This is a genomic window from Desulfocicer vacuolatum DSM 3385, assembly GCF_900176365.1.
Taxonomy (GTDB): domain Bacteria; phylum Desulfobacterota; class Desulfobacteria; order Desulfobacterales; family Desulfobacteraceae; genus Desulfocicer; species Desulfocicer vacuolatum.
On record NZ_FWXY01000004.1, the window covers coordinates 65,195 to 86,331 of the forward strand.

Annotated in this window: 21 protein-coding genes; 8 read left to right on the forward strand and 13 right to left on the reverse strand. The window is 46.0% G+C overall.

Going from position 1 to position 21,137, the window contains the following annotated elements; translation table 11 throughout:
• Nucleotides 1-296: 296 nt before the first annotated feature.
• Both B9A32_RS04950 and B9A32_RS21550 read right to left on the reverse strand, forming a co-directional pair.
• On the reverse strand, nt 297-638 hold the full coding sequence (locus B9A32_RS04950) for a hypothetical protein (RefSeq protein WP_139795712.1): 342 nt from the start codon (nt 636-638) through the stop codon (nt 297-299).
• A gap of 242 nt (nt 639-880) precedes the next feature.
• Nucleotides 881-1,027 carry a hypothetical protein gene (locus B9A32_RS21550; protein WP_212637754.1) on the reverse strand — a complete coding sequence of 49 codons (147 nt, stop codon included), beginning with the start codon at nt 1,025-1,027 and terminating at the stop codon, nt 881-883.
• Nucleotides 1,028-1,480: 453 nt separating this feature from the next.
• Between B9A32_RS21550 and speD the strand changes: the two genes are divergently transcribed.
• Together speD and B9A32_RS04960 are read left to right on the forward strand one after the other, a co-directional pair.
• On the forward strand, nt 1,481-1,876 hold the full coding sequence (gene speD / locus B9A32_RS04955) for an adenosylmethionine decarboxylase (protein ID WP_084067283.1): 396 nt from the start codon (nt 1,481-1,483) through the stop codon (nt 1,874-1,876).
• 359 nt (nt 1,877-2,235) lie between these two features.
• Nucleotides 2,236-3,261, forward strand: a complete 1,026-nt coding sequence (locus B9A32_RS04960; RefSeq protein ID WP_084067284.1) for a glyceraldehyde 3-phosphate dehydrogenase NAD-binding domain-containing protein — start codon at nt 2,236-2,238, stop codon at nt 3,259-3,261.
• A gap of 38 nt (nt 3,262-3,299) precedes the next feature.
• On the opposite strand, the gene B9A32_RS04965 is transcribed toward B9A32_RS04960, so the two are convergent.
• The 3 genes from B9A32_RS04965 to B9A32_RS04975 form a co-directional block, all read right to left on the reverse strand.
• Nucleotides 3,300-4,232, reverse strand: coding sequence for a DMT family transporter (locus B9A32_RS04965; protein ID WP_084067285.1), 933 nt, complete (start codon nt 4,230-4,232; stop codon nt 3,300-3,302).
• The gene (locus B9A32_RS04970) at nt 4,217-4,900 is read right to left on the reverse strand and encodes a TFIIB-type zinc ribbon-containing protein (protein ID WP_084067436.1); all 684 of its coding nucleotides are present in this window, start codon (nt 4,898-4,900) and stop codon (nt 4,217-4,219) included. Before B9A32_RS04970 ends, B9A32_RS04965 begins: the two co-directional genes overlap by 16 nt.
• Before the next feature lie 370 nt (nt 4,901-5,270).
• Nucleotides 5,271-6,395: an SPFH domain-containing protein gene (locus tag B9A32_RS04975; RefSeq protein ID WP_084067286.1), complete on the reverse strand. Its 1,125-nt coding sequence runs from the start codon at nt 6,393-6,395 to the stop codon at nt 5,271-5,273.
• A gap of 216 nt (nt 6,396-6,611) precedes the next feature.
• Between B9A32_RS04975 and aroB the strand changes: the two genes are divergently transcribed.
• The 4 genes from aroB (at nt 6,612) to B9A32_RS04995 (ending at nt 10,168) form a co-directional block, all read left to right on the forward strand.
• Entirely contained in the window at nt 6,612-7,628 is a 1,017-nt protein-coding gene (gene aroB / locus B9A32_RS04980; protein ID WP_084067287.1) for a 3-dehydroquinate synthase, read from the forward strand.
• A gap of 53 nt (nt 7,629-7,681) precedes the next feature.
• Entirely contained in the window at nt 7,682-8,257 is a 576-nt protein-coding gene (locus tag B9A32_RS04985) for a class I SAM-dependent methyltransferase (protein ID WP_084067288.1), read from the forward strand.
• Between the two features lie 206 nt (nt 8,258-8,463).
• Nucleotides 8,464-9,171 (forward strand): BamJ family beta-barrel-assembly machinery protein, encoded by a 708-nt coding sequence (locus B9A32_RS04990; RefSeq protein WP_232367047.1) that lies wholly within the window; start codon nt 8,464-8,466, stop codon nt 9,169-9,171.
• Between the two features lie 34 nt (nt 9,172-9,205).
• Complete coding sequence (locus B9A32_RS04995) at nt 9,206-10,168, forward strand: NAD(P)H-dependent oxidoreductase (protein WP_084067289.1); 963 nt, start codon at nt 9,206-9,208, stop codon at nt 10,166-10,168.
• A 1-nt stretch (nt 10,169) separates the two neighbouring features.
• Here the strand turns inward: B9A32_RS04995 and B9A32_RS05000 are convergent, their stop codons facing one another.
• The 6 genes from B9A32_RS05000 to B9A32_RS05025 all read right to left on the reverse strand — a co-directional run bounded on the left by B9A32_RS05000 (nt 10,170) and on the right by B9A32_RS05025 (nt 17,132).
• On the reverse strand, nt 10,170-10,646 hold the full coding sequence (locus B9A32_RS05000; protein WP_084067290.1) for a CYTH domain-containing protein: 477 nt from the start codon (nt 10,644-10,646) through the stop codon (nt 10,170-10,172).
• 531 nt (nt 10,647-11,177) lie between these two features.
• On the reverse strand, nt 11,178-12,467 hold the full coding sequence (locus tag B9A32_RS05005; protein WP_139795713.1) for a hypothetical protein: 1,290 nt from the start codon (nt 12,465-12,467) through the stop codon (nt 11,178-11,180).
• Nucleotides 12,452-13,162, reverse strand: coding sequence for an ABC transporter ATP-binding protein (locus tag B9A32_RS05010; protein ID WP_084067438.1), 711 nt, complete (start codon nt 13,160-13,162; stop codon nt 12,452-12,454). Before B9A32_RS05010 ends, B9A32_RS05005 begins: the two co-directional genes overlap by 16 nt.
• Before the next feature lie 136 nt (nt 13,163-13,298).
• Nucleotides 13,299-14,627, reverse strand: coding sequence for an ABC transporter permease (locus tag B9A32_RS05015; RefSeq protein WP_084067292.1), 1,329 nt, complete (start codon nt 14,625-14,627; stop codon nt 13,299-13,301).
• A gap of 449 nt (nt 14,628-15,076) precedes the next feature.
• Nucleotides 15,077-16,315 (reverse strand): ABC transporter permease, encoded by a 1,239-nt coding sequence (locus B9A32_RS05020; RefSeq protein ID WP_084067293.1) that lies wholly within the window; start codon nt 16,313-16,315, stop codon nt 15,077-15,079.
• A gap of 64 nt (nt 16,316-16,379) precedes the next feature.
• Nucleotides 16,380-17,132, reverse strand: coding sequence for an outer membrane lipoprotein-sorting protein (locus tag B9A32_RS05025; RefSeq protein WP_212637756.1), 753 nt, complete (start codon nt 17,130-17,132; stop codon nt 16,380-16,382).
• Nucleotides 17,133-17,597: 465 nt separating this feature from the next.
• On the opposite strand from B9A32_RS05025, the gene B9A32_RS21555 reads away from it, so the two are divergent.
• Nucleotides 17,598-17,738 carry a hypothetical protein gene (locus B9A32_RS21555; RefSeq protein WP_212637758.1) on the forward strand — a complete coding sequence of 47 codons (141 nt, stop codon included), beginning with the start codon at nt 17,598-17,600 and terminating at the stop codon, nt 17,736-17,738.
• On the opposite strand, the gene B9A32_RS05030 is transcribed toward B9A32_RS21555, so the two are convergent.
• Both B9A32_RS05030 and B9A32_RS05035 read right to left on the reverse strand, forming a co-directional pair.
• A complete protein-coding gene (locus tag B9A32_RS05030; protein WP_084067295.1) occupies nt 17,702-18,901 on the reverse strand; it encodes a putative sulfate/molybdate transporter in 1,200 nt (399 codons plus the stop codon). The two genes, B9A32_RS21555 and B9A32_RS05030, sit on opposite strands and share 37 nt — an antisense overlap.
• Nucleotides 18,902-19,240: 339 nt before the next feature.
• Nucleotides 19,241-19,663 (reverse strand): hypothetical protein, encoded by a 423-nt coding sequence (locus B9A32_RS05035; RefSeq protein ID WP_084067296.1) that lies wholly within the window; start codon nt 19,661-19,663, stop codon nt 19,241-19,243.
• 273 nt (nt 19,664-19,936) lie between these two features.
• On the opposite strand from B9A32_RS05035, the gene B9A32_RS05040 reads away from it, so the two are divergent.
• Nucleotides 19,937-20,809: a tyrosine-type recombinase/integrase gene (locus B9A32_RS05040; RefSeq protein ID WP_084067297.1), complete on the forward strand. Its 873-nt coding sequence runs from the start codon at nt 19,937-19,939 to the stop codon at nt 20,807-20,809.
• Nucleotides 20,810-21,137 lie beyond the last annotated feature (328 nt).

Genomic DNA, 21,137 nt, shown 5'->3' on the forward strand with positions numbered 1-21,137 from the left:
TACGGCCCGCCCGTGGCGGTTATATGAAATACTCCGCAAATCAGGGATGTATTTCAATCTTCGTTGTGGCCAGACCGAGTTCAGAATAAGGTCTGCCCATGGCAGTTATTCAAAAACTAACTGTCATGGGCAAAACCGTATTTTGATCCGGCCCTGCCCACAACAAATATGAAAAATGCTATCATGCCGCCTCCCGGGGGACAATGGTCCCGGCCTGAACCGTAGACAGCTCAATCGGCCGGTTCCTATTGCCCATGGGAGGGGCTCTGCCTTAGGTAAGCATGGAGACTGTTTTTTTATATGACAAGTGAAATCCTGTAAGGATTATCGATCACTCCGTGCCCACACCTGTCTTTTTTCCCAATATCCTTCCCGGATGAGGATTTGTTTGTAGTGCCCTTTAACCCATCTGCCCCGTCTGTTATAATGGCCCGGTTTCCATTTGTTTCTATAAACGGGTCCCACCCAGACTTTTTCCATGACCATGTGTCCCCTTTTTTTATGTTTGTTCCAGCCACGGTGTTTTCGGCAATGGCTCGGATGTCTTTCCCGGTGTCTGGAATGTTTGGAGTATTTCCGTTGATTATTATAGCTATTATGGGCATAAGCATGTTTTTTATTATTGTGGTGCACCTCATGAATTAATGCCGTGCCCAGAATGGCCACACCTGTTCCGATGATCACTGTTTCCAGCAAATGTTTATTCCTGGAGCCCGCCCATGCCGGGGAAAAAAGAAATGGGATCAGCACCGCTGTAATGAGGAGTATGTTCAATATTTTTTTCATAATCGTTCTCCTTACCTTAGGATAAAGGGTTGTGAACAAAAATACCATTTTTTTGTTCTTCTGTATGTCATTGACACCGTGAAAAAGAATTTGTTCAAAAAAAATGAAAAAAATTTAAAAAGCGGTATAATCCACTTAAATGAAAGCCGTTTTCCATAACTGCCACGGACAGATCGTACTTTGGCCCGGTACTGCCCACAACAAAACTTGAAATACACCCCTGATGTGCTGAGTATTTCATATAACGGCCATGATGCGCTGCATCACAACAAATAATGAAAGTCTATTATAAAAATATCCGAATGGTTCTACCGTTCTGTATGTGTCTGAAATTATGATATTTAAAATTACTTTCTTATAAACATACATGGCTGTAGCCACCAGCCACAACGAACAATGAAAAAGTAGTTGCTGAGAGCACCCAGCACCTGTTTTTCATATAAACGGGCATGTCCTGTGGGACACAACAAATATAGGGTCGTAGACGCGGAGCCAAATGGTATTATACCGCCGCCCCCCGACGGGCAATGGTCCCGGACCGGAACTGTAGACAGCTCAATTGTCCGGTTCCTATTGCCCGTCGGGGGGGCGGCTCTGCTGAGGTTGTCTTGAAGGCTGCCTTTTCATATAAAAAAAATACCTTATGCTCAACCACAGAAATGAAGATGTTATCCATTGGAGAGAGTGAATTAAGATGTCACACAGCCGGAAAAAATTAAAAGAAAGGCATGCTGCCGGGGGATTGACCCTGGGCAGGCAGCTGACCATTGACTATTATAATTGTCGAAAAGAGGCCCTTGGCGATTGTGATGCCCTGGAAAAAGCCTTTGTTGATGCTGCCCGGAGCAGTGGTGCCACTGTTATCAGTTCTTCTTTTCATGCCTTTAATCCCCAGGGGGTCAGTGGGGTGGTGATCATTGCAGAATCTCATTTTACAGTGCATGTCTGGCCCGAACACCGGTACGCAGCAGTGGATATTTTCAGCTGTGGAGAGCACATCGACATGGAAAGGGCCAAAAAAACCTTGCAGGAATTTCTGGGGGCCGGAAAGGTGGTGGTGTCTTCGGACATGGGACGGGGTATCTTTTGAGTATTACTTAAATTTTTGCCATGGCAGTGTTGACCTGTGAATCCATTGGTTTAAAAATTTCATGGGTTCGAACTTCTCATCTTTCATATCACATGGTGTGTTTTTGATTTTGAAGAAGCACATTATGTGGTTGCGGGTTGGGAAATTTATGAGTGAGGAGTAAAAACAGATATTTTGAAAATACCATTCTTGCCATCTGGTACGGAATTATGATGGACAAAATTTAATGTTCGGTTTACCCTACAGCTTTTTTGTTGATTTCTGGATGATTTGAGAAGAAAAAAACAGTTTCCCGGGGCTGACTTGTGGGTGCCCGGGATATGAAGATCCACACATGACATGATAAGTGCAGGGTAGAAATGGCATATAAAATTGCAATTAACGGGTATGGGCGTATCGGCAGATCAGTGCTCCGGGCACTGTATGAATCCCACCATTACAGAAATCTTGAGGTGGTGGGCATCAATGAACCGGCAGAGGCAAAAACCATTGCCCATTTGACAAAGTATGACACCACCCACGGGCGGTTTTCAGGGGATGTTGAACTGTGCGGTAAAGATTTTTTTGTGAACAACAACTACATTAAACTGACCCATGAACGACAGATGGACCGGCTGCCCTGGGCAGATCTCGGTGTGGATGTGGTCATGGAGTGCAGCGGAGCCTATTCAGAAAGAAACATTGCGGAGCAGCATTTAAAAAGTGGGGCTAAAAGGGTTATTTTTTCCCATCCTGCTGAAGATGATGTGGATGCCACCATTGTTTTTGGGATCAATGAAGAGACGTTAAGGCCGGAGCACACCGTCATTTCCAATGCCTCCTGCACCACAAACTGCAGTATTCCCATATTAAGGGTTCTCCACGATGCCCTGGGCATTGAATCTGGAATTATCACCACCATCCATTCCACCATGAACGATCAGCCGGTGATTGATGCCTACCATCACCATGATCTGCGCAGAACCCGGTGTGCAGGACAGTCCATTATTCCGGTGGATACAGAACTTGCCCGGGGGATTGACCGTATTTTGCCGGAACTTTGTGGTCGATTTCAGGCCGTTTCCATGCGGGTGCCCACCATTAATGTGTCTGCCTTGGATATCACCATGGTACTTGGACAGAAAACCAGTGTTAAAGAGGTGAATCACATTTTAAAACTGGCCACCAAAGGACGTCTGGAGGGGATTTTGGGGTATACAGAAGAGCCCCTTGCCTCCTGTGATTTTAATCATGATGCCCGATCTTCGGTGGTGGATGGCAATCAAACCCGGGTCAGTGGTAACAATCTTGTGAAAATTCTTGCCTGGTTTGACAATGAATGGGCCTTTGCCAATAGAATGCTGGATACCACGGCGGCCTGGATGAAAAAAGTCCATGGGATTTAAGTTTTTCAACTTATTTTATTCGCGCTTCTAACGCTTGTTTACGTTTTTTCAGAAAAGGCAGAGTCCTGTACCGGAGATGGGGGCTGGGCCGTATTTTTTTTCAGTCTGGCCAGCATCACCCCGCTGCCCATGATAATGATACCACCCACCCAGAAACGCCAGGGAGCAGGATCATGGAGAAAGATAATGCCTGCCACGGCTGTGAAGATCACCTCACTGGACATGAAAACGCCTCCTTCCCATCCCCGGCAGTGGAAAAAACCCTGGTTCATGATAATCTGGGCAAAAATGGAAGTGAGAATTATGCCGGTGATAAGGAAAAAATCTCTCATGGTTAAAGAGATACCCGGGCTTTGAATGAACATGGGAAGGGTGATCAATGCCCCCATGGCACAAAAATAGAGGTAGATCACAGCAGGGCCGTTGTGCAGACGCAGGGATCTGATCAAGGTGACGGTGAGACCGGCAAGGGCCGCTGATATCACAGCCATGCTCTGGCCGAGAACGCCTCCTGCCAGATGGAAATCAAACAAAATGGCCACTCCGGCAATGACGCTGAAAATGGACCCCAATTCTCCCATGCCCAATGTTTCCCGGTAGAGGATAAAGGCAAAAAGGGCCGCAAAGGCAGGGTATGAGTAAAAAATCACAACGGCTGTGGACAGGGGCAGTATTTTGATGGCCGTGACCAGGCAGCAGAACGCCACGCTTCCCACGAATCCCCTGATCATGAGCAGGGAAATATTATCTCCTTTAAAGGGGTTTTGCCCATGGCGACCCATGAGTAAGCTCAAGAGCACCATGCCCCCAAAACAGCGGTAAAAGACAATATGCCAAACGGTGTACTCCGGACTGAGCAATTTGATTAAGAAGTTGAGAAGGGTAAACAAAATGGCCGCCCCCAGCATGAGAAAGGGACCTGTAGCCTGGGCCATTTGGGGTTGATATTTCCTGATTATTTCATGAACCATCGAACCACCCCCTGAACAACCTGGAACAGATCCGTGTCTCCCGGGGCAAATTCATTATCATAAATATGCAGTCCCCCTGTGTGGAGGGGGGCGTCTTTTTTTGTGGTCGCCATTTGTTCTTTTTCCTTTTTGCGTATCTGTTTTTCCCTGGCCTCCTGATCAAGGATCTCACCGCCGGCTTTCATCCATTCAAACAGATGCCGAAGTTCACCGCCGTCCAGCCATACACCGTGTTCGGTGCATCTGTCAACAATGACACCGCTTCTGGAACCAAAGTTCATCCGGTTCATTATCTTGTGGCATTCAGGACATTTGACATAATTCACCGATGGGCTTTTTTTTGCCATGGTGGCATTAATCCGGTCCAGCTTTTTACGATTGATGTGAAATACGTTTTTCACAGATGCTTTGAGCAGCACCTCCAGTTCTCCGGGATCAAAAAAAAGCCCCATGCACTGCTGACATCGTTCAATATAAAATTTACCGTTGAGTTTAAGATCAATGGTTTTCATGGCCAGATTACATCTGGGACAGGTCCTTGCGGATTCCAGCTCATGGGTGGTGTAGGTGTGTATTCCTGCAAGGTCCGTGTCATTTCTGGTGCCGCAATATTCGCACACAATGGCGTTGGGGGGCAACGGTGCAGAACAGCTTATGCATTTTGACATGGCAGTGTCCTTTTTATAAAAAAATTTTGGTAAAATTGATGGTTTTTTATGCTTTTTTTTGTGGGCATAATCTGATTGAAATAAGGTCGGCCCGTGGCAGTTTATATTCAATGCAGCCTCCAAGGCAAGCTAAGGCAGAGCCGCCCCCCGATGGGCAATAGGAACCGGACAATTGAGCTGTCTACAGTTTCGGTCCGGGCCCATTGCCCATCGGGGGGCGGCGGTATAAATACCATTTTATATTTGTTGTGTCCCACAGGAGATGCCCGTTTATATGAAATACGCCGCAAACCCGGGGTGTATTTCAAGCGTTGTTGTGGGCAGAGCCGGATTAGAATACGGTCTGGCGGTTATATAAAAAGTTATGGAGTTAATTCCCGGGCAACGGCGGCGGGGTTGTATTAAACAGAGCAATTAATTCATGGATTTCTCCGGCCCTCTGCCATGTTTTAAGTCCCTGGCGCCACATGAGCATTTCAGGCTTTATTTTTCCGATTTTAATATTGTGGATAATTTTATTTTGGCCCAAAGGACCCAGTTGCTTGCCTTTAACGGCAAGGTAGTACACAATTTCCGGGGATTGTTCCGGAAGGGGAGGCGGTGTGCCTGCAGGGGAAGGGAGATCAAAACCCTTTTGTCCGGGCATCATGGCCTGCCCCATCTGGTTGGCCATGGCAAACCCCATGCCCATGCCCACCCCGGCAGAAGCCTCCCCTCCGGGATTTTCCGCAGCCGCAGCCATGGCATTGGCAGACTGAAATTTAAAGTAATCATCCAGGTTGCCCACAATGCCCATGCTGCTTTTTTTATCCAGGGCTTCTTCAACACTCACAGGCAAAGAGATGTTTTCCACCAGAAGTTTTGTGATTTCAAGACCATATTCAAGGAATTCCGGGGCAATGATGCGGGTGAGAACGGCTGACAGTTCATCATAGCTGGCAGTAAGATCCAGCACCGGGATTTTTCGTTCTCCCAGGAGATCGGAAAATCGAGAAACAATGAGGTTTCTCAGTTGTTCCACAACGCCATCCAGGGAAAAATGTCCCCGGGTGCCGGTGATCTCTTTGATGAATTTTTCTGGATCAACTATTTTAACCACATAGGTGCCAAAGGATCTCAGACGCACCGGCCCGAATTCCGGATCTCTTAAGATGACAGGGTTTTTGGTGCCCCACTTGAGATTGGTGAAATTCTGGAGACTGACAAAATAAACTTCAGCTTTAAAGGGGCTGTGAAATCCATGTTTCCATCCCATCAGTGTGGAGAGGACGGGCAGGTTCCGCGTGGTGAGACTGTATTGTCCCGGAGAAAATACGTCTGCCACTTTTCCTCGATTGACAAACACGGCGGCCTGGGATTGTCTTACCACCAGCTGGGCATTGTATTTTATTTCATTGTCATACCGTGGAAATCGGTAAACCATGGTGTCTGGAGTGTCATCGGTCCACTGGATGATGTCAATGAATTCGCCTTTTACCTTTTCCCATAATGTCACGGTTTACCCCCTTGGGTTACTGTTTTTTGATAATGGGTTGGCGCTTTATGTATCTGTCCTTTGGGCCAAGCCGGGTCGGTTGGGTAAGTATTTATTTTTATCATAATCCATCCCGGGGTATGAACTCAAATTATTTTTTTCTTGACACCTGTATCTGTGCAACAATACAATTTTTGTTAAAATTAACGCCAAACATGGCATTACAGGAGTATTTGCGTGAAAACTATTCAAGTTGAAGGTGCCAACGGTATTTCCAGAATACATGTGGGAGAGCATCTGAAAAATGTGGGGCAATACCTGCCCCGGAAAAAGGTAGTTATTGTCACCGACCACAATGTAAAGGCTGCCTGGGGTCAGGATTTCCCCCCGGCACCGGTGATTACCATTGGCATGGGTGAGACCATTAAAACCCTTGCCACTGTGGAGAAAATATACAAAGAGCTCATAGCGCTTAAAGCCGATCGTTCCACTTTTATACTGGGGGTGGGGGGCGGCATTGTTTGTGATATTACGGGATTTGTTGCCTCCACCTACATGCGGGGCCTTGCATTTGGCTTTGTTTCCACCACCTTGCTTTCCCAGGTGGATGCCAGTGTGGGGGGAAAAAACGGTGTGAATCTTGATGCCTATAAAAACATGGTGGGGGTGTTTTGCCAGCCGGAATTTGTCATCTGTGATACCTCTCTTTTAAAAAGTCTGCCCCGGGAAGAGATCTCCAACGGCTTTGGTGAAATCGTGAAACATGCCCTGATTGCCGATGCCGTCATGCTGGATTACATTGAAGAAAATTGCGAAAAAGCCCTGGCCCTGGACAGTGATGTGATCAACCGCCTGGTGCTTGATTCTGTGAAACTCAAGGCCGGGGTGGTGCAGCGGGACGAGCGGGAGGCGGGAGAACGTAAAAAACTCAATTTCGGCCATACCCTTGCCCATGCCCTGGAAAAAATAACCGGTATGGGCCATGGCCGGGCCGTGGCTGTGGGAATGGTTGCCGCAGCTCGGTTTTCCTTTAAAAAAGGATTGTTATCCCAGGAAGAGTGCCGTAGAATTTCCCGGGTGCTCACCCGGTTGGATCTTCCCACGTCTTTTTCCGTTGATGCCGGGGAGGTTCTGGATGCCATGACCCGGGATAAGAAAAAGGAAGAGGATGCCATTGCGTTTGTTTTTTTAAACGGCATTGGAAATGCCGTTGTGGAGAAAATCAACATGGAAACCTTGGGGCAATTGCTGTGACGTTTCTATTTGTTGTGTAATAGAGAGCCCGGAAAGGGAGGTGCCCTAAAACCGTGGATTATTACCATAAAGAGTTTCAGTCTTATTTTAACGCTACCGTTCATGTGGACCCGGCCCCTTTTCTGCTACCTGTGATAACCCATCTGCCTGTTGGTGGGGAAGTATGGGATGTGGGGTGTGGTTCTGGCCGGGATCTATTATGGCTGAAACAAAAGGGCTTTAAGGCAGTGGGGCTGGAACGATCCCAAGGACTTGCCAGTCTGGCTGCAAAGTATTCGGGATGCCGGGTGATACAGGGGGATTTTAACACCTTTGATTTTTCCCGGCTGGCCGTGGATGCCATTTTTCTCACCGGTGCCCTTGTTCATGTGCCCCACCGGGCATTTCTTCCTCTTTTGCGCAATATCATTGCAGGTCTGAAACCCGGGGGGGTATTGTTTCTTTCTTTAAAAGAGGGACACGGTGTCCGACAAGATGAAAAAGGCAGACGGTTTTATCTGTGGCAGGAGGATGATCTGGTACCGTTGTTACAACAAAATTTTCTTAAAATATTAAATAGTTCAAAAGATAGTTCTCTCCTGGCAACGGGGGAAAACTGGCTTGCCCATGTGTTAAAAAAAGCGCTTTAGTTTCAGAATGTTTTGGGTCTTGGGCCTCCTTTGGCATTTGTTTCAGGGTGGGCGGTGCAATCACATATGCCCTTGGCGTTCACCATGACCTTTTCCGGGTGGCGGTTGTGTGAGAAGTTCATTGCCATTTATTTCCAAGTCTGATAGCAAAGACAGTGGAATTTATATCTAAATGTTGCATTATATTAATTTACAGGAGGCGTCCCGTGATCGGTTTGAAAAAAATGGCTGTATTGTCTGTCTTTGCATTGGTTCTGTGCCCTGGCTGGCATGATATCAACGCTGGTGAAACCAAAAAAGCAGTCACAACGGAAGATGAAAAAATAAGCTATTCCCTGGGGTACAATATCGGCCAGAATCTTAAGCGGGATTTTGATGTCAATGTGGCGTCTTTTTTCCAGGGGTTTAAGGAGAGTCAAGAACAAGGAGAACCCACCCTGACCCAGGAAGAGATGAAAGAGGCCATGACTGTATTTCAAAATAAAATGCGGGAAAAACAGATGGCCCAGATGAAAGCAGCAGCCCAGGACAACAAAGCCAAGGGCGATGAATTCCTTGCTGCCAATAAGGGAAAAGAGGGGGTTGTGACCCTGGAGAGCGGTCTTCAGTACCGGGTAATCACTGCGGGTGACGGTGCCACTCCCAAAGCTTCAGATACGGTTGAATGCCACTACAGAGGTACCACCATTGACGGTAAGGAGTTTGACTCTTCATATAAAAGAGGAAAACCTGCATCTTTTCAGGTGGGTGGCGTGATCAAAGGATGGACCGAAGCCCTTCAGCTCATGAAGGTGGGTTCCAAGTGGGAGTTGTTTATTCCTTCGGATCTTGCCTATGGTGACAGAGGTGCAGGCAATGCCATTGCACCGGGTTCCACATTGCTTTTTGAGGTGGAGTTGCTGGGCATTAAATAATATTTCCGGGTAACGTCAATCAAGGAGGCAATCCATGTTTGTTCTCGGTTTGAATGGAAGTCCCCGGCGCAAGGGGAATAACGATTATCTTTTGTCTCTTTTCATGGATGAAGCAGAAAAAAGAGGATGCGCCACCCACACGATTGCGGCTGCCTTTGAGTCCTATGAACCGTGCATCGGGTGTGGGTACTGTGAAAAAAAAGGCCTGTGTTCCATTAAAGATGATATGGCCCGGGATCTTTTTTCACTCATGCGAAAAGCAGATGTCATTGTGTTGGCCAGTCCGGTTTATTTCTATGGCGTTCCGGCACGCATTAAGGGCATTATTGATCGCATTCAAACCCTTTGGTCCAGGAAATACCGCTTTAATTTAAAGGATCCCGGGGCAGAATATCGAAAGGGGATTCTTTTGTCTGTGGGAGCCACCCATGGAAAAAATCTGTTTGACGGTATCCGGCTCACCACCCGTTATTTTTTTGATGCAATGGATTGTACCTATGACCGGGAGCTGTGTTACCCCGGCATTGATGACCGGGGTGCCATTGCCGCTCATCCCGGGGTGAAGGATGATGTGAAGCGTCTGGCAGACAAGGTGTTGACACCGTTTCAACAGAGAAAACGAATTTTATTTGCCTGCCGTGAAAATGCAGGCAGAAGTCAAATGGCTGCTGGGTTTGCGCGGCAGCTGGCCGGAGATGCATATGACGTGATCAGTGCCGGCAGCAGTCCGGCCCAAACAATCAATCCCCTGGCCGTTGAAGCCATGGCCCGGAAGGGTATTGATATTGCATTTAATCAGCCCTGTTCCATGGATGATGCCCTGGCCCTGGGAAACGTGGAGATTATTGTCACCATGGGGTGCGGAGAGGCGTGTCCCATAATTCCCGGGTGTAAGGTGGTGGAGTGGGATCTTCCCGATCCGGCAGAAAAACCCCTTGAAGCGGTGTGTGACATCAGGGATGAGATTTTGGAACGGGTCAAGTCCCTGCTTTGTTGAATTACCATTTCTGGAAGGGATGGGTCGCCAGACAGGCATTGCAGTACCGGGGATCAGATGTGACCTCCCTGCCCAGCCATGGCGGTTTATCAAAATATTCATCCGGTGTGCTTAATTCTATTTCCGCCACAACCAATCCTTGGTTTTTCCCTGAAAATTGATCTATTTCCCACCTAAATCCTTTATAATCCATGCAATATCGTTTTTTTTCAATGATGGCGTCCTGGCAGAGAGCAAGCATTTCAATGGCCTCTGCCAGGGCGATTTCGTATTCAAACTCTTTTCTGCTGGCATTTTTTGTTGGTCCCTTTACAGTGATATAACCGGTCTCATCTGAAGTTCGAATTCTCACTGTGACGTCTTTGCTGTTTTTTAGATATCCCTGGCGTAGTGTTAATGGGATAAGGCCACTGCGTTGCCATGGCATAAGGCCTGATATCGATTTTACCAGAAATTTTCGTTCTATTTCAATTCCCATTTTCAGCGTTTTCCTCTTTTTTGTATTATTTTTGCATGAATCTCTCCAGAATTATGGTTTTACACAGTGCCAGAATGGAATCAGGAACGCAACCCGGATTTCTATGGCCATATAGTGGGCATGTCCTGCTGAGCACAGCGAATATAGGGTCGTAGACGTGTTATACCGCCGCCCCCCCGATGGGCAATGGTCCCGGACCGGAACTGTAGACAGCTCAATTGTCCGGTTCCTATTACCCATCGGAGGGGCGGCTCTGCTGAGGTTGCCTTGGAGGCTGCCTTTTCATATATTGGGATTTGACCTGTCCACAACAAAGCTTGAAATACGCCTTAAATTTTCGGAGTATTTCATATAAAAACATACATGGCTGTAACCACCAGCCACAACGAAAAATAAAACTCTCATGATTCCAGACCTTTGGACGGAGTTTATTATAAACTGCCACTGGCAGACTGTGTTCTGACATCGGTCTTGCCGTGGCAGTTAGCGAGAATTGACGAAGCTGGCAGCGGTACCGGCACAATGCATGGGTTAGAAATAGAAACGGACACCGGCATAGATCATATTGGAATAAAGACCGAATTCTGAATGGGGTATCACCACCGGACCATACATGTCCGGGCGTTTTCCCAAGGCCCAAAACCCCCCTGCCTCCAGGAAAATATCCTGTTTTAAACTATATTCCAGAGAAATTCCCATATATGTGGAGAGGTCTGTCAGGTTTATCAGACTGTGCATGGTACCGGAACATAGCGGCGTAAATTCATAGGTTACCCCGGGAATTAGATAGTGTCTCCCCAATAAGTATGTCCCACCATCCGCATAGGCGGTTTTTAATGCAGTGTCGGCGCCGGTCGGGTTTCCGGTGCCAATGGTGTTGGAAATATATTTTTCCTTTGTGTTTGTTCCTGCGGAGTTGTAATGATATTCCACAAAGATATATGTGTTATCAAAAAAGCTGAAATCAATGCCGCTGACCAGACGAAAATAGTCCTCCTCTTTAAGATGATTCTCAAACCGACCGGCAAATACCCGGGCCGCCTCCAGCCAGAACCCCGCCTCTGATATGGATCGTGTCATATCAAATCCCAGCATTAGATTGTTCTTAAAGTCCATGGCCATGAGGGAAATATCTGTGTTGTAAAAATGGAGGCGTGTGCGTAGAAAAATCGCATTGTTTTTCATTTTACCGTTCTTTCCAAAGACCAGCCCCAGGTCAATTTCACTGAAATCACCGGTGGAAAAGGTTAAGCGCAGGGCATCCACCCCTATCTTGTTTTCCTTGTTAAGATCCTGGAAAAGAAAGGGGGAAAAAATATCTGTGGGATTAATAAATTTGCCACTGCCAAAGGAAATGGCCTGTCGGCCTAAATAAAGGTCGGCAGATGGAAATAAAATATTGATATTTAATCGGTCCAGATTGTGGAACAAGGAGAGATCCCTGGGGGGGGTGTCCAGAACGGTTTCATTAAAGTCATGTATGCGATAGCTGTTTTCCCGGGGAGAGATGAAACCCTGGGAAGCAAGGAGGTGGGGATTTGCTGCCGTGGGGGAGATGGCATAGCTGGTTTCAAAGGCGCAAAAATCAGATGGTTCATGGAACAATCGCATCCGTAGTTGACTCTGAATCATGACATATTGGGTATCATCTTCCAGGGGAGGCTGGGTCATGTTGGGTGTAAATTTTTGTACCGTTACAGTGGATTTGAGATAACCGCTTAAAAACACCGGGGACGTCTCACCATGGGTCGTAAACCATGGGTATATAATCAACGCACATAATATCAGGCCAAGTTGAGATGTTTTTATCCGCCCTGGCATGGCTGCTCCCGCACTTCATCCTTTTCAATTTGTCCGTCGTGTATCCATACCAGACGTCTGGCATGGGACATGATCATGTGATCGTGGGTGGAAAAAACAAAGGTGATACCCAATTTTTGGTTTAATGTCTGCATTATTTGAAGAAGTTCACGACCTGTTTTGGAGTCCAGGTTGGCTGTGGGTTCGTCGGCCAGAATAATGTTCGGCCTGCTGACAATGGCCCGGGCAATGGCCACCCGCTGCTGCTGACCACCGGAAAGTTCAATGGGTTTTCTGTTTCCCGTACCCTCAAGGCCAACTTCGCTAAGGATTTTTTTTACCCGACGGTGGCGTTCATTTTTTTTTATACCTTGGAGCAGCATGATATATTCAATGTTTTCTGTGACCGTTAAAACAGGGATCAAATTATAGGACTGGAAGATAAAACCGATGTGGTCCCGTCGAAAATCCCCCAGTTCAGCCCCGCTCATACTGCTGATCTCTTTTTGATTTAATTGCACCGTTCCCGAAGTGGGAGTGTCAAGGCCGCTGATCAGGTTCAAGAGGGTGGTTTTGCCTGATCCGGATGGCCCGGCCACTGCTGTAAATTCTTTCTGCCTGACTTGAAAATCCACCCCGTTAAGGGCATTGACTTCCACCATTCCGGTTTTATAGGTCTTTTTGAGAGATTGTGCATTGATGATGATGTTTGACATTTTTTGCCTTGTTTTTTTTGAGTTCTGTTTTTGGGCACTCTTTAATTTTAAATTTGCCATTGTTGTAGAAAAAATATCTCTGTTTGGGGGAAAATTTTTCAAAAATACAAAGTTTTATGGGATGATATGAGTGGTGTTATTTTTTCATGGCCTTTGCAGGTGTTATTTTTGCTGCATGGATGGCCGGATAAAGGCCTATCACCATGGTAAACAAAATTAGAGAAAGGGGGTAAATCATAAATTGATGGGATGCCATGACCGGATAAATTCGATCAATGATGGCCACATTAACAAATTCCGTATCACTGTAGTCCAGGCCCTCTTTGCTGAAAATATAAACCAGAATAGCCCCCATGACTGAACCTGCCACGGCACTGATCACTGCCAGGGAACCGGCTTCAAGAACAATCAAAAACGCCAGATTCCCCGGACGGGTACCCACGGCCCGGAGGACCCCGAATTCAAACATGCGTTCATATAAAGACATGAACAGCGTATTTACAATGCCAGCGGCCACAATGCCAAAAAGAATAATGGTCATGATGAGCATACTCACATTGAGCCAACTCAGCATGGCTTTTAATTCCGGCATCAGTTCAAGCCAGCTGAGGGTCTCTATATCTGAATACCCAAGAAGGCTCCACACCGGGTGATTCACCTGGGTGGAAAGCGTTATATCTTTAAAGGTAAAGGCAATCTCATGTACGTCTTTGTTAATTCCAAGGAGCTTCTGGGATTGATGCAGGTCTATAAATGCCATGGAGGTATCCATCTCTCTAACTTTGAATTCAAATATACCCCCAATGCGAAACATCTCCTGGGCTGTGTTGCCTGTTTTGGCCTGGGCCACGGTGAGGGTTACCTTATCCCCCGGCGTCACCTCCAGAATTTCTGCCAGCTTTTTTCCAATGAGCATTTTGTTGTGGCCGTTATTTTTTCCCGAAAAATTTCCTTTAATAATGGCCTCATCCAGTTTTGACATGTTTTTTTCCGTTTCCGGGTCAATGCCGTTGATGATAATGCTTTGCACATTTCCGGGGCTTGCAATCATGCCAAAGCTTCTGGTCCGGCAGGTAATCTGCTGAATATCAGGGTTGGATTTGAGTTTGTTTATTTTTTTTCCGGGGTGATCAATGGTTTTATCCACCTCAAGGGTTTCCAGAAATCCTTTATGATGCACCTGCCCCTGGCCCATGAAGGTGGCAGTGGCTGTGTGGATCATATTATCTTTCCAGCCGATGAGCAGGGCATCCACAAAAATAAGGGCAGCTATTCCCACCCCGATGGCCAGCACAGACAAAAGGGTTCTACGTTTATTTCTAAAGAGATTTCGCCACGCAAGTTTTATGTAAACGGCCACGGGTGGAGCGTATTTTGATTTGTTCTCAACAATGCTTGAAAATTTAGTCGGTTTACAGGGCTTTTTATATAAAATCATGGTTCTTTTCCATAAAGAGTAATGCATAGTCAAGGCTAAGATTTAGGATGATACATCTTCCAGACCGGTGTGGCTCCGGCCTGTTCAGAAGCAGTTATCCTAAAATTAAGATTTGACGTTGCAGTAGGGCCTTTCAAGCATTTTTGTTTTTTTTATATGAAAAGGCAGCCTCCAAGGGTATCTCAGCAGAGCCGTCCCCCCGACGGGCAATAGGAACCGGACAATTGAGCTGTCTACAGTTCCGGTCCGGGCCCATTGCCCGTCGGGGGGACGGCGGTATAATACTGGCTCCGCATCTACGACCCTATATTTGTTGTGTCCCACAGGAGATGCCCGTTTATATGAAATACTCCGCAAATCCGGGGAATATTTCGACCTTTGTTGTGGGCGGAACGGGATCAGAATACGGTCCGCCCGTGGCGGTTATAAAAAACGGCAAGAATCCCTGACGGTTTCATTCAGGGGATAATTGACGTTTAATGGGTTTTCATGGCATCCACCGGTTTTACCCGGGACGCATGGATGGCTGGAAAAACACTGACCAGTGTGGCTGTGATCACAATAACCAGAAATGGGATAATGAATGCCCCGGGCACAAACCCGGCTTTGAAGGTGCTGATCTCAATGCCGCCAATGGTAATTGGTTGTTCCATGGGAATGCCGTATATCACAAAGGGCCAGAGAATGGGACCTGCGCATAATGCTCCCACAGTAGTGGCCATGAACGAGAGTCCCAGGGTTTCCAGAACAATTTGCAGAAAAATATGGGAGGGTCGGGTTCCCACGGCCCGCATTACCCCGAATTCCCGGGTTCGCTCCAGAATGGACATCAGCACTGTATTGAGAACGCCCAGTGCCACAATAAGTCCGATGATGAATAAAAAAATCCAGTTTCCTTTTTTATCTGCGCTCATGGATCGATAAAAGAGTTCTTCAATTTTTTCCCAGGGATGGACTTCGTATTCCGTCAAGTTTGCTTGTTTAAGTTGTTTTTTGATTGTTTTTGTAATTTGTCTTGATTTTTTGTGGCTGGTAAGAATCACTGCCACCTCATGAATATTGCTACCCATGGCCAGAAATTCCTGGGCTTTATAAATGTGAATATAGGCGTTGTTGCGATTTGTTCCATCCACCTCCTTTTTTAATATACCCACCACCTTGAACAGATCATTGGCAATGGAACCGTCTGCCCCCTGGGAAACCAGGGCAATATCACTGCCAATGGATGCTTTGAGAATGCGTGCAAGACCGTTGCCGATGATAATCTGGTTGTGGGGGGCCTCTGCCGGGGTGATGTCCAGAAATTGCCCCTGTCCCACCTTATCCGCCAGGGTGGAAAGCTGTTTTTCTTTCAGGGGGGCCACTCCTGTGAGGCGGGTAGCTGTGGTTTTTTTGTCAATAAAGGCAAGGGTGCCGCAATGGATACGGGGGGCCTGGGCCTGGATTTGTGGAATATTTTTTAACAACGTTTGAAGCTGTCGGGTATATTGGAAATTTTTATAGAGATTGGGCCGTTCCAGATATCCCGGGCTGTGAATTTGAATGTGCCCGGTGCTGGAATGGGTGAACATTTCAATGATGTGCCCATATCCCCCCTCTCCAAAACCAAAGGAGACGGCAAGGAGGATAAACCCGATGATCATGGACAGGGCCGTGAAAAGGGAACGCCGCTGTTGCCGAAAAATGTTTCTAAACGCAATTCTCATAATTATCATTGTGGGCTCCCGGGGTCATAAAATTTGAGTTTTGCGTTCTTCTGGATTCATAGTATCAATGCATTCATCGTCTTTTTTTTTTCAAATTTCGAAGCGTAAAGGTCTTTTTGTCAATGGGTTCATCAAATTTTGCAGAAGTATAATGAATAATTGTTTTATGATTTTTCTTGGTGGTTGGGATTAATTCCATCACCGCCGGAATGGTTTTATTGCCAAAGGTGGTCACTTTTTTAAAATAAAGTTCCCGTATTTTTTGATTTTTCTCATCATAAAAGATTTCACTGACAGGCAACAGGCTTTTTTTATCGATTTCAGAGACGATTTTTCCCCACAGGGACACTGTTTCTTTATGGGGAACAAATTCTATATAGTAATTGTCCCGGTTTTCACCCTGGATCAGCTTTGCATAATAATTTGCCATGCGGGTGCTTTCTTTAACCAGATCGTCATTGGTAAAGTCTGAACCCATCCAGCTGCCCATCATCATGCTGGGGGGGATTTTCATGGTTTTGTTAATTTTGGGAAAAAAATTCCACATTTCATTGCCCTTGCGCAGGGTGGAGATTCCCTTTTCCCGGGGGGGAGATTCAATGACGATAAAGGTTTTGTCCAGCCCTTTGCTCCAGGTTTTCATGGTCAGGGTTCGTTTCCAGTGGGGTGTCTGGATGGTCATTTCCATTTCAGCATAGGCCGTGTCACTGCGATAAAGAGTATCCAAACGGTTTATGATGGTTTCAAGGGATATCTTTGGTGTGGTTTGAGCTGTCTGCGTCTTATTTGTGGAAGGAGAGTTAGATATTGTTGCCGTGTTGCCCATTGCCTGTGGTGATGGAAAAATTATTATCCAAGTAAGCAAAAAGATAATAAGTATCTGAATGTTGAACTTTGTTCGGTTGAATTTAAAAAACAGAACCCTGTTTTTTTTCAGGGAGGAATCATTGTGGAATGTGGTTGTACATTTATGAAGCAATGTTTTATCCCTTTTTTTATGAGAAAGTGCTTTTAAATGTCATAATTTCAGATACATAAAGAATGGTAAAATTGTTCAGATATTTTTATAATAAAATTTCATTATTTGTTGTGATGCAGCGCATCATGGCTGTTTTATATGAGAAGGTAGCCTCCAAGGCAAGCTAAGGCAGAGCCGTCCCCCCGATGGGCAATAGGAACCGGACAATTGAGCTGTCTACAGTTCCGGTCCGGGCCCATTGCCCATCGGGGGGGCGGCGGCATAATACCATTTTCAATATGCGTTGTGTCCACCAGGAAATGCCCGGTTTATATGAAACGCTCCACAGATATGAGGCGTATTTCAAGTTTTGTTGTGGGCAGGATCGGGTCAGAATACGGTCCGCCCGTATCAGCGATCTGGAGCAGTTCAACTGCTCAGATTGACATTTTTTCGGATGTCAGTATCCAGTGAATGATAATACCCACCATGAATCCCGCAGCCAGGTTGGATGCAAGGGTGATGCCCATGATAATCATGGGCACAAAGAGTTCTTTTCTTTCCTTTAAATCCATGATGGTCAAGGCCAGCTGACCACCGGCAAATATTAAAAGTACCCCCAGTATGGACATGGGGATGAGATGGAGAATTAAGATGAGGCCGGGCCCCAGAAAAAGGGTTAAAATTACAAAAACGCCACCAATGATAAGATTGGAACCCGGGCTCCTGGCACCAAAACGGTAATGGGCTGCAAGGCCTCCGGCACCGTGGCACAGAGGGATGCCCCCCATGAAAAATGACATGAAATTGGCAAGGGCCATGGAAATACAGGCAGCTTTATGGGTTACTTTTTTGGACTTTTCACCAAAATAATCCTGGGAGAGATCTGCATAGGCAATGACTGCGTTCCCAAGGGTCATGGGAATCTGGGGCAGAACAAGGGCCATGAGGGCAAAGGTGAAATCCACCTGGGAAGGGAATCCTGCAGGTAAAAAGGAAGGCAGATGAAATCCCGGTGACAGGGAGTCTGATATGTTTATATTTTTCAGCATCAACCCCACCAGCAGCCCCCCCATGATCACCAGCAGACCTGCGGGCAATTTTTTGTTTTCCAGAAACAGCAGGGTGAGAATACCCCCGGCAAGTCCCAGGATAATCCCGATGGGAATGGGGCCAAGGTGTTGAATGCTCAGCCAGGGTTCTGCACTGGCTTTTAATATCTGAAATTTTGAGGTGCCCACCATGAACCGCACCCCTTCTGCCATGAGAAGAATGCCCGTGGATAGCTGAACCCCTCGGACCACGGGCTTGGCAATATATTTTCCCATGCGTGTAATGGTGCTGGTGCCGCCGATGATGAGCAGAAAACAGCCCACCAGAAAAGCTGATGCAGAAATCTGGGTGGCGGTCATACCCGTGGCAATGGCATAGGCCCCAATGACTTTCATAGGTTGGACCGGCACCGTGACTTTATAGTAAATTCCTGAAAAAATATAAAAAAGACCGATGCTCAGAAATGTCCCGGTGGGATCCAGACCATTGGCAAGTATCATTCCAAGGGAGATGGGTAAAAGTGTTCCCAGGTCCCCCAGAGAACCTGCAACTTCCATGCGGTTAAATTGCCAGATTTTGTTCATTCAAATGTTCTCCTGAAATAACAAATTTATCATTTCTGCCACATGCCAAGAATGGGCTGCGCCATTTTTGCGGATAAATCTATCTATGGGAACGATGACAAGGGATCCATTACATAAAGGCAGTTAGTCTCACGGTAAGGGAGTCAGACCTTATTAATTTACCATTTAATACTCGATGGTTGTTATTTTTCGTGAATGAGACCCTGAATAAATGGTAGATTAAAAATTACTGACTCCCTAAGTTTTTTCAATGATTCGCAAAATTAAAAATTAACAATTATCCTAAAATCCAGAGATGGGATTGTTCCAGGTAAATCACATTGAATTTTTGCTCTTGAATTAAAGATAAAATTCTACTGCCGCTTCCATTGCCATTTCTGGGGTGTCAAAAAATTTTCCATTGGGAAATGCGGATGTCTCATATTTGTTGTGGGCGTAGCTGTAAAAGGCAAGGCCCCATTCGTCGTCATTCCCAAAATAACGAAGTCGACATAGATGTATGGGCGTATTTCTCATACGTTCCATATGCTCTTCCCTTGTTTCGGGAAAATCAGGCGGCCATTCTTTGATTACAGGTTCTTCCGGTTCAACGTAAGCATCCACATAGCAAAATTTATCACGAAATCGAATATCCAGTTTTGTATATTTACCGGCAAGATTTGCCTCTGCAAACTTCATAATGCGTTTTTCTACATGGGATTTTATATTGTCATTGATTTGTATCCCGCCATTATCCGGGTCTTGTGGGTATCTATCCGACATTTTAAATCCTTTTCTTATGTGGTATTTTTTATTGTGCTAATTTATCCAATAATTGTTAATTTCGCAAGACATTAATCTTTTGACGTTTGATTTGCCGGAGTATTTAATGTGGAAAGCATTTTGGCATTGCATGGGAAAGGTAACTTTCCAAAATTGATGTATTTGTGGGGGGATAGAGTGGAGGACTGTGCTTTTCATCTAATAAAAAAAAGGGCTCAGCAATTAAGCTAAACCCTTGAATTTATTAATTGGTGACTTTGGAATGAATACCGTATGAACAGGAAAGCCGGCAAAAGTCTTGACACTGACACTGGGCGATACAACAAATATGTGAAACCTGTTTTTGGTGACAAAGAGCCTAAGGCTATTATCAAACTGGATGTGGACCGGGTACGCCTCAAATTGTTAAAAAAACTTTCCCCTCAAAGTGTTAAGCACGTTCTCAATCTATTTACATGGATAGTTAATTACGGCACAAAGAATAATCTCTGCCAGGGAGTTTCCTTTCATATCCAAAAACCTTCAGTAAATAATGAAAAGACCGAGGATCTTACCCCGGAAGAGCTTGAACGTTTGTTGTTATCCATAGAAGAGGATAGCAATATTGATGTGGGAAGGATTATGAAGGTGGCTCTGTTTACCGGGATGCGTCGAATGGAAATTTTAAGATTAAAATGGAAAGATTTAAATTTTGAGGCAGGTTTTATTTCCATCAGAGGTCCTAAAGGTGGAGAGGATCAAAAGATTCCCATGAACGAAACTGCCAGGGAAATTTTTAAAAGTGTTGTGAAGACCGGGAGTGAATATATTTTTCCTGGGAGAGGGGGAGGACAGAGGACCACAATAGGCAGGATTGGGCAGCGGATTACAAAGCGGGCAGGGCTACCAAAAGGGTTTCGACCACTTCATGGATTACGTCATGTCTATGCTTCCATGCTGGCCAGTTCAGGAAAAGTTGATATGTATGTACTTCAAAGATTGATGACTCACAAATCCCCAAAGATGACACAGCGGTATGCCCATTTGAGGGATGAGGCATTGAAGGATGGGGCCGGTCAGATTGATGAGATTATGAAACAGTCGAGTGCACGGTTGTCCCCAATAACCAATCATTCAGTTTGTGGCTCGCAGAATAACCATAATTGATTTTGTGGCGCATGAAAGACTGTTTTGTGCGCCACAAAGTTGTTTTTGGCTCGTTCATGCGCATCAAAAGCCCTCGTGGCCTTCGGCAATATTGAGCAAGGACAGAAAACTCAGGACGGCTGAACGCTGCCCACTGGCTTCCACAAAGGTTTTCAGCACGGCAAGTCGGACCAGCAAATCTACTGTTTCCTTATGGAGACTTCTCCCAGGTGCCCATGGCCTCGGGCAGTTTGTCTGCTCCTATGGGAATAAAACTGGCCTGTTCCATGCTGCAGCCGGCAGGAGCAATCCAGTTGGGAATCCTCCGGTACTCTTAAGTAAAGTGTCC